Below are 259 nucleotides of genomic sequence, written 5' to 3' on the forward strand. Positions count from 1 at the left end.
CGAAAACCCCATGGCGATGAAGGGCAGCACGAAGAACAGAAGCGTCCACGCCAGCGCCGGCGTGGCCCGCGCCCAGGGCAGGGCACGCGAGTTTCCCGTGCACGCCATCGGCCGGTTACTGCGCCTGCAGCATTTCGGTCCACATATCCTGCATCTTCTTGTCGTGATCGGCGCTCGGCGCCGGATAGGCCTGGGCGCGGGCGTGGAAGCCGGGCTGCTCGGCGGACCGCAGGATCTTCTCCTGTACGTCGCTCAGCGC

Annotated in this window: 1 pseudogene; it reads right to left on the minus strand. The window is 67.6% G+C overall.

Features of this window, described 5'->3' with window-relative positions:
* Positions 1-108: pseudogene (locus KVT37_RS33650) on the minus strand (ABC transporter permease); the annotation flags it as partial.
* Between the last annotated feature and the right edge of the window lie 151 nt (positions 109-259).

It is taken from the genome of Mesorhizobium sp. GbtcB19, from assembly GCF_019091085.1.
Lineage (GTDB): Bacteria > Pseudomonadota > Alphaproteobacteria > Rhizobiales > Rhizobiaceae > Mesorhizobium.